The organism is Micromonospora sp. RTBAU3-60, assembly GCF_054963695.1.
Window position 1 is genome coordinate 44,862 of record NZ_JBUEGB010000046.1, and the last position, 8,381, is coordinate 53,242.

The following is an 8,381-nucleotide window of genomic DNA, read 5'->3' on the forward strand; positions in this document are numbered from 1 at the left end:
CGTGGGGCTCGCCCGCAGCGGGCGGAGGCTGCGGGACAACCGGTGGCGGACGATGCGACGGTTCATCCGAACGCGGCTGCGACTCGGCCCCGCGCTGCTGCCACTGCGGTGGGACCTGCTGCGGGCCTCGCTCGTAGCCCGGCGGCCCGGTCCAACGCGGGCCGGGCGTGTCGACCGCAGGGACACTGTCGTATCCCGGCTGACCAGGCCAACCCGGACCTGTCTGGCCAGGCGGGGGGCCGGGGTCGTCGCTCGGGGCGCCGGTCCAGCTCGGGCGGGCTGCGGCCGCCTGCGGGATCCCGGCCGTCGGCGGCGCGTCGGCCGCGTACCGGACCGGCGGGCCGGCCGTCGGTTGCTCGGCCCCCGGCCACCCACGCTCGTCCACATCCAGCTGGTGCCGCTCGGGTGGCGGCGTCATCGGGTAGGTCATCTCCTGGCCCCGGCCCTAGAAGGTGACGCCGACGTCGTCGGGCACCGCATGGGTGTCCGGTCGGCCTTCACTGATGTCCTGGTACACCTGCGGCCGCGACCGCCGCAGCGCACCGGCCCACGCGCTCCCACCGATCGCGGCAGCCGCGATGATCAGAGGCAGCAGGTAGGGAGACAGCGACCCCGGCGCGGTACCCAACAGCGACCCCACGTTGATCACCATCGCGCCGAGGACTACCGCGCCCAGGACCACGCCGCACAGCGGCGCGACGACCGACGTGCCGACCCCCACATCGGACAGCAGCCCCCTCCGCGCGCCGATCGCCGCGACCGAGGCGGCCAGCAGCAGGCACAGCAGGCCGAGCGCGCCCAGCGTCGACAGCCAGGTGAACAGGCTGGCCACCGGGTCGGCGTGCAGCGCCGCGAAGACGACCACGACCACCGCGGCGATCCCGGTCTGAAGCAGCGACCCACCAACCGGGGCACTGACCCGGGTGCCGCTGCCCGAGCGGGCCAGCGCCGCCGGCAGCACCCCCTCGCGCGCCATAGCGAACGCGTAGCGAGCCACCACGTTGTGGAAGGCCAGCAGCGACGCGACAATCGCGAAGATCAGCATCATCTGCGCCAGCGGCGTCATGAACCCACCGAGACGCTGCTCCATCACCGCAAACGGCAGGCCACCGGCCGGGTCACCCGCGACCGCGGCCACCTTGTCCGGGCCGACGGCAACTCCCATAGCCCACGCCGCCACGGCATACAGGACGGTCAGGAACAGCACGCCGGCGAACACCGCGCGGGTCACCGCCCGGTCGTCGCGGCTCTCCTCGCCGAAGCTCGCGGGCACATCCACACCCATCAGCGCGGCCAGGCACAGCGCAACCGCACCACCGATCCCGGGGACCCCGAGCCCGGAGATCGCGAACCCGTCCCACGACAGCGTGCCCCCGGCCGGGTCGGCCATCGCCGACGCCACGAACAGCACGATGATCACCAGCGAGCCTGCCAGGACGGTTGCCAGCACCACCGTGGACAATGCGACGGCTCGCACACCGAGCACCGCCACCAGGATCAGAGCGACGCCCGCCCACGCCCACCAGCTCCCACCGGCCGAGCCGGCCAAAGTGGCGCCGAGTAGCCCGTACAGGCTGATCTGGATGGCGTTGTAGGCCACCAGCGCGACCGCGCCGCCGGCCACACCCCACCGCCGGCTTATCCCCCGGGTGAGGATGGCGTAGTAAGCGGCAGCATGAGGAACCCGCCGTGACATCGCGGTGTACCCGACGAGCAGTAGCGCGACCACGCCACCGACGAGCACGAACACCAGCGGCACGCTGGACACCTGCGTGCTGGCGTAAGTGGCCACGATACCGCCGACCAGCACCACCATCGGTGCCGATGCCGCAGCGCCGAACACGCCTATCCCCCACGCGCTCAGCGTCCTCCGCGCCAGCGCCACCTGCACATGCATGCTCACCGCGCGCCTCCCCCACCACGAGTCGCCTCGTTCAGGCACGGCACGTGCTGGCAACCCGACCGGTCGTGCCGGCGCACATCAGCCTCGTTGAGCGGCACCACCAGCCACCGCGACGGGCGTACCGGTCCCGGCCGCCTGAAACGCTCGTCGACGCGGATGCGCCGCCGCACCCGGCCCTCCCGAGCGGAGAAGCCCACCAGGTCATGGGTGCCATCGGGCCACTCCCGACGGACCGCGTACCCCCACTTCAGCTCGGCTGCGACGGGCGGGTCAGCAGCTGACGCTCCTCCAGGGCGGATATTCCTCCCCCTGCCAGACAAACGGGGGTGTCTGAAGTGGACGTCTGCGGCGGTCGGGCCGGCGTGGTTCAGCATGATGGGTTCCTCCGGAAGGGGCAGTGAAGCGCAAAGGGGGTGGGTTACCGACTGATCACAGGGGGTTTCAAGGTCACATTGCTGGAGATCGTCTTCATCGGCTATCCGTAGTCGCCTGGGAAGCGGTCTGTATCGGTGGCGCTCGTTGCCGATGTCGCCAGCATCGGCGCCGCCTGTCGCTGACGGTATGAGTAGAGCCACGCCCGTACGCCGACCAGCCCGACGTGGTGGTCGCAGCAGGGCACTCTCCTCCTGACCAGGTCCGCTGCCGCCCGGTTCAGCTGCCGATCGGTCAGGTCGGCCCATCGTGGGTCGACCAGGTCGGCGTGCGCCTGAAAGACCTCGCCTGCATCCGTGTAACGGTGCCGGTGGCGGCGGACCTGCCCACCGCTGAGCTGGTCGGCCGCGCTCATCGCCGAGGCGGTCCAGTCCAGGTCGCCCGTCCCGGGTATCGGCACGAGACCGTCGAGGACCTGCTGTGCCAGGGGGGCCAGCTGCTCCAACGCTTCATTTTCCTGGCCACGATCGGCCGCTGGTGAAACAACCGCCAAGCGAGCCGGAGCGCGTAGGTACGGAGCAACGGCGGGCAGGGGGTCGCCCGGCAGCACGATAGTCGCGTGGTGCTGCTCCCCCGGCGCGCCGGCGACCACCTGCCCGGGCCGCCGCAGTGCTGCGTGGAAATCCCCGCTGTGGAGGTCCAGGACGAGCCAGACGGCACCTCGGTCGGTGACGGTGGCAGGCCCTCGCCACGGAGCCCAGGCGCCCTCGAACGGCCGTTCACGCGGCTCCCAGTCCTGATCCAGGTGGCGAATGGTGAGCGGTCGATGCATCGGGACTCCGGTCAAGGACGAGTCGGGACTTGTGCGTGACGAGTGGCGCCGGGCCGCCGAGAAGAGACTCCGGCTGGCTGGTTTCGCCGATGCCGCTCCAGTACAGCACCACGAGCGCGTCTGGCTCCGTGGTGAGGAGGGCGGCGAGCTCCGGCGGCACGGCGTGATCCGCCAGACGCAGGTAGGTGACCCTGCGGGGGGTGAGGAGTTCGGCCAGGAGATCGGCGACGAAGCGGCGGTCGTCCCCGAGGTGTTCGAGCCTCAGCGGCGCGTATGGGGGCCCGTACCTGTCGATGATCGATTGGGGCAGGTCGGCTGGACCGAGCTGGGCAGCGCCTTCGGCGAACGCCGCGGTGATGTCGAAGTGCCGGTTTGGCCCGACGGGCGTCGGGTCTTCAATCATCGTGTTCCCGTCGAGCCAGGGAACCGCGAAGAGCATCCCTGCTACTCCTTGATCGCCAGTTTCAGCTGTTCGCTGGCCTCCCCAGCGGCATTTGCGCTGGACCGCAGTTGCTCAGACTGATCGGCCAGGTACGACTGCCACTGCGACAGGTTCTCGTAAGCGGCCTGGCTGGCGGTCACCAGCGCGTCATACCTCGCTTGCAGATCCCGTAGTTGACGCTGGAGTTCAGTGACCTGCGGGCCGGCGTATCCGGTGATCTGGGTGGCCTGCTGGTGGGCGTGGGCGATGATGTCCTCGGCCTGCCACCGCGCTTCGGCGAGGATTTCCGCGCCCTCCGCGCTGGCGTCGCCGATTGTGCGGTTGGCTTCCTCCTGAGCGCGCATGGTCAGCTCGACAGCCATCGGGTCGACTGCTTGCGGTGCGATGCTCGGCAGGGTTCCGTAGCGGAGCATCTCGACCTGGTTGAGCAGGCCGCGCACCTCTCGTCCCCGACGGTCGATCTCGCCGCGCAACAGCGCGATCCGATCGTCAGCGAAGCGTGCCACCGCGGCCACTTCGGCTGCCGGGTACCACTGCTGGCGGCGGGAGCGGTGGGTGGCTACCAGGCTGAGGCGCTGGGTGACCTCGCCGGGCTGCGGTTGCTCCGCGTCCGGTGCAAGGTGTCGGGCACCGTGGTCAGTCATCGGACTCCTGTCCGGGTGAGGTCACGCGGCGTCGGCCCGGCCGGCGCGGACAGAGGTGGGTAGAGCGAGTGGTCGTAGCTTTCCGTCAAGATGCGGTCAGGGTCTGCACCGGCTGCGGTGAGGGTGGTGATCGTGGCCCGAGTCATCGCAGGAGACCCGCAGACGAGGATGTCGGCGTCTGCCCACGAGCCGAGCCGCAGGGCGGTGTCGACGGCGCGGCCCACCTCGCCGTCCCACCCCCACCCAATTTCTACGGTGGGGACGTAGCGGAGCCATTGCTCGCCCCGGGCGGCAGACCAGGCTGCTGCCGGCGCCGTCGCGGCCAGCTTCAGCAGCGCCTGGTGGTCGTACAGGTCGTCGGGTGTTTTACCCCCCACCACGAGAGTGGTGGGACGGCCAGAGCCTTGCTGGAGCTCTTCGAGGATGGCTCGCAGCGGCGCTACGCCGGTGCCGCCAGCGATCAGCAGAAGCCGTCGGTGGGGTGCGCGGTCGTACGACGACAGCGCGGTGCCCACGGGATGCCCCAGCAGGAGCGTGTCGCCGACTACCGCACGGCGCACCAGATGGGTGGAGAACCGGCCCGCCGCCCGGACGTGGAACTCGATCGTTCCGTCGGGGCAGGGGGCGTTGGCGGGTGACAGGTACCGCCAGGTGCGCATTGTCGGCACCTGTGTCGGCAGAGACTGCCCCGGCAGGTAGTTGCACAGGTAGTTCGGTCGGACGGTGAACACGCAGATGTCGGCGCTGCGGCGCTCCACGCTGGTCACCTCTGCCTGCCAGGACGGGGGCGCGACCCGTTCGGATTCGGCGGCGCCGGCGAGCATCAACTTCGCTACCGCCTGGTACGCCGCGGCCCACTCAGCCTTCAGGCTCGGCGTCCACCGTGGCCCGACGAAATGCTCCAGCGTTGCCAGGAGTGCCTGGCCGACCCAGATGTAGTGCCGCTCCGCCAACTGCACCGGTCGGCCCTCGTGGTCTGACCCGTGGAACCGCCGGTGATCAGCGCCTAGACGCTGCGCGAACGCCGTGAGCGCATCCGGGTCGTCGATATTCGTGATGATGTGCCCGAGCGCGGCGAGCAGCTTGTCCTCCTGGTACCGCATGTCGGCCGGGAACATGGTTCGGGTCTCAGGGGCGATAAGGAACAGAGCCGCGTAGAAGTATTTCGCTGCTTCGGGACCGGCGACGGCGAGTTCTTTCCAGCTCTGGCGCAGCGCTATGACGTCCATGTGTCAGCCCTCCTGCCGGCAGGCAAGATAGTGGCGCTCACGCAGAGTCGGCTCCGGAGAGTACGGCGTGCGGGCACCTGGCCAGAAATTCGGGTTAGGCACCCGGGTGTCGTAGTAGCGGTGGTGCACGGCGTGTAGGACGGCCCATCCGACCGACCCGTTGATCCACGACCAGTCGCCGTAGACGGGCCGGCCAGCCCGCTCTTCGGTGGCGCAAAGCGCATGAAGAGTTCCGATTTGGCGTGTGGGTTGGAGATCCGCGCACCGGCAGCGCGGAAGCTGTGCAGGACAGCTTGGTTGATGACCAGGGCGGCGTGCTCGCGCCACATGGTGGACTCGTCTCCGGTGTCGAGCCCCAGCCCCGCGGCCACTGGCTCCAGCTGGTTGTACCGGCCGACGTCACACATGTTGCGGGTGCCGATCTCATCGGCGAGGTAGTGCCCATTGAATGGGGCGCAGCTGTAGTCCACACCGCCGATGCGCAAGCGCATGTTGGCAATCACGGGGAGGGCGTGCCACCGGAGTTTGAGGTCCGCGAACCACGCGTGATCGGGGTGCGTCAGCGCGACCTCTCGCACCAGCTCACGGGGGACGTGGACGAGCGTAGGGTCCTCGGTGGCGGTCTCGATCACCCAGGGCAGCAGGTCGAACCTGCCGGGGGTAGCGGGTGGCAGCCAGCCGAGCTGCAGCGCGGCGTTGGTCATGCCCACCTGTTCGGGATCGCCGAGCACCCGACCGTTCAGTTGCCACCCGCAGTACCGGATCAGCTGGTCGTTCCAGACGCGGGCTCGTGGTCCGGTCAGCGGATGATCGGGGGCGAACACGGTGATGACGGATTGGATCCGCCCGCCGTTGTCGGCTACCCGGAGGTGCTCGGCCAGCTCGCTGGCGATGCTGTCAGTGGTGGTGACGGTGCGCCGGTCACGGACCTTCAGGCCGGCCCAGCGGGCTCGGCCAATGCACCGCACGGACTGCCGCCACGCCACCCTGGCGCCATACATCAGCTCGTCCGGTGTCTGCCAGTAGGTGCCGGTGGTGGCGATCTCGTCGAGCACACCGGCGATTCGATCGGCGACGTTGGGGATCTGTCGCTCTGTGTAGTAGGCGGAGATGAACTCCACGGCCTCGGTGGAGGGGACCTGCGCTGGGCCAGCTGAGGGTGGGGTGGTGTGGCTCACGGGGGCGCCCACCCGCCGGTCACCAGTGGCAACGCTGCCGGTCGTCAATGTTGGCTCGTTCCCGATCATTGGGCAGGTTCCGTCGCGTTCCCCGCGTGTCCCCCGCGTGATCGCCCAGCCGGCGGGCATCGTCGCAGTGCCACATCTCTCCCATCCCCGTTGATGTTTTGCCTCTGGTCTCTGCCATACGGCCCGCACCGGACGGGAGTTCACATCTTTGACCCAAGTCGGATCGCCGCTCGTAATACCGAGTGACGGCGAAAGACCAGGGCAGGGACGGCTTGGCAGGGCACTTGTCCGAGGCGTACCCGTGATCGGTCTGCGCATCTCGCGAACCCGCCACCCGTCGACGGCCTGTTCGACGTGGCCTTCGAGGCGGCCGACGACGGCGGACTGGCGATCGCGTGACGGCCGCTGTCTCGATGCGCGCGAGGTGGTGGACTACATCCGTGGGTTGGGTGAATCAAACCCCGACGTTCACGTGCTCACGGCCGATGGCGGCCACCATCTGACGCTGCACGCCGGCGTGGGGGAGGCGCTTGTCTGGGACACCGAATGGTGGACCGACAGTGGACCGGACCGCACGCGGGCGGTATACATATGCCTCGCGTGCCCCGTGCGGGAGCCCTGCCTGGCCGACGGGCTGGCCAGCGGAGACACCGGGGTGATCCGCGGTGGCATGCTGCTCCAGCGGCGCAGACAGCGGACCGAGGTGGTGCGGCTAATCTGCGCCCAGTGCAAGTGTTTGCCCGTTCGGTTCACCAGCACTACAGTGAGTCGGTACTGCGGCCGTCGATGTGAGGCAAAAGCGCGACGGCAGGCCGCCGCAGGTAGGCGCAGCCTCACCCGCGACCTGCAAAGGGACGGCCTTCCGGTCACCTGCGCCGCTCAAACCCCAGCCAAGGTTTAGGGCGCGTCTCATTTGGTGAGGCGGCGGTAGCAGATCAGGGTGCTGGCGATGGTGGCGAAGGCTTCGAAGTGATCGCCCTTGCGGTCGTAGCGGCGGACGAGGCGCCGGTAGCGCATCAGCCAGGACATGCAGGCTTCGACGATCCAGCGGTGACGGCCCAGGCGCGTGGAGGACTCGATGCCCTTACGGGCGATGCGTACCTTGATCCCCCGCCGCCGGACCTCGCGGCGCAGCTCGCGGGCGTCGTACGCCTTGTCAGCGTGCAACTTGTCCGGCCGCCACCGGCGGCGCCCGTTCGGTGTGCGGATCGCCGGGACGCTGTCGAGCATGGGCAGCAGCAGTTGGCTGTCGTGGACGTTCGCGGCGGTGACCAGCACGGCCAGGGGCAGCCCCTTCCGGTCGCAGATGACATGGAGTTTGCTGCCCGGTTTGCCGCGGTCGACCGGGTTCGGGCCGGTCAGATCGCCCCCTTTTCCGCCCGCACACTGATCGAGTCGACCACCGCCCTCGACCAATCGATCCGGCGGTCGGCGCCGAGCCGGTCCAGGATCGCCTCGTGCAGCCGCAGCCAGAACCCGGCCACGGTCCACTGACTGAGCCTGCGGTGAGCGGTCGCCCGGGTCACCCCGAACAACGCCTCCGGCAGCTTCCACCAGGAACAACCCGCCTGGGCCACGTACACGATCGCCGCCAGCACCGCCCGGTCGTCCACCCGCCGCCGACCGCCACCCTGCCGACGAACCGGCGCGGGCGGGATCAACGGCGCCGCTATCTACCACAGATCATCCGGCGCCCAAGTACGGATCATGGCCTCGTACACGAAAGCAGATCATGCCCCAGGCCAACAGCCATCCAAATGAGACACTCCCTT

Annotated in this window: 7 protein-coding genes and 1 pseudogene; 1 reads left to right on the forward strand and 7 read right to left on the reverse strand. The window is 69.3% G+C overall.

The features are described 5' to 3' along the window. Window positions 1-445: 445 nt before the first annotated feature. The 6 genes and pseudogenes from ACY34I_RS29635 to ACY34I_RS29660 form a co-directional block, all read right to left on the reverse strand. The gene (locus tag ACY34I_RS29635) at window positions 446-1,897 is read right to left on the reverse strand and encodes an APC family permease (RefSeq protein WP_462758357.1); all 1,452 of its coding nucleotides are present in this window, start codon (window positions 1,895-1,897) and stop codon (window positions 446-448) included. Between the two features lie 481 nt (window positions 1,898-2,378). Then, a complete protein-coding gene (locus tag ACY34I_RS29640; RefSeq protein ID WP_462758353.1) occupies window positions 2,379-2,780 on the reverse strand; it encodes a hypothetical protein in 402 nt (133 codons plus the stop codon). 274 nt (window positions 2,781-3,054) lie between these two features. Next, entirely contained in the window at window positions 3,055-3,546 is a 492-nt protein-coding gene (locus ACY34I_RS29645; RefSeq protein WP_462758354.1) for a hypothetical protein, read from the reverse strand. Window positions 3,547-3,551: 5 nt separating this feature from the next. Then, window positions 3,552-4,193, reverse strand: coding sequence for a hypothetical protein (locus tag ACY34I_RS29650; RefSeq protein ID WP_462758355.1), 642 nt, complete (start codon window positions 4,191-4,193; stop codon window positions 3,552-3,554). Then, window positions 4,190-5,422, reverse strand: coding sequence for a globin domain-containing protein (locus tag ACY34I_RS29655; RefSeq protein WP_462758356.1), 1,233 nt, complete (start codon window positions 5,420-5,422; stop codon window positions 4,190-4,192). Before ACY34I_RS29655 ends, ACY34I_RS29650 begins: the two co-directional genes overlap by 4 nt. A 3-nt stretch (window positions 5,423-5,425) precedes the next feature. After that, window positions 5,426-6,648 (reverse strand): annotated as a pseudogene (locus tag ACY34I_RS29660) (nitric oxide synthase oxygenase). Between the two features lie 478 nt (window positions 6,649-7,126). Between ACY34I_RS29660 and ACY34I_RS29665 the strand changes: the two are divergent. Next, window positions 7,127-7,510 (forward strand): WhiB family transcriptional regulator, encoded by a 384-nt coding sequence (locus tag ACY34I_RS29665; protein ID WP_462758359.1) that lies wholly within the window; start codon window positions 7,127-7,129, stop codon window positions 7,508-7,510. 8 nt (window positions 7,511-7,518) lie between these two features. Here the strand turns inward: ACY34I_RS29665 and ACY34I_RS29670 are convergent. Beyond that, window positions 7,519-8,282, reverse strand: a protein-coding gene (locus ACY34I_RS29670; RefSeq protein ID WP_462758360.1) for an IS5 family transposase whose coding sequence is annotated in 2 segments (ribosomal slippage) — window positions 7,519-7,985 and window positions 7,985-8,282 — 765 coding nt in all. Because the reading frame shifts where the segments join, the coding sequence is not laid out codon by codon here. Between the last annotated feature and the right edge of the window lie 99 nt (window positions 8,283-8,381).

Excerpts from the sequence above, each read along its gene's own strand:
- ACY34I_RS29635 (WP_462758357.1), bottom strand. The coding sequence starts at position 1,897 with ATGCATGTGCAGGTGGCGCTGGCGCGGAGGACGCTGAGCGCGTGGGGG.
- ACY34I_RS29645 (WP_462758354.1), bottom strand. The coding sequence starts at position 3,546 with ATGCTCTTCGCGGTTCCCTGGCTCGACGGGAACACGATGATTGAAGAC.
- ACY34I_RS29650 (WP_462758355.1), bottom strand. The coding sequence starts at position 4,193 with ATGACTGACCACGGTGCCCGACACCTTGCACCGGACGCGGAGCAACCG.
- ACY34I_RS29655 (WP_462758356.1), bottom strand. The coding sequence starts at position 5,422 with ATGGACGTCATAGCGCTGCGCCAGAGCTGGAAAGAACTCGCCGTCGCC.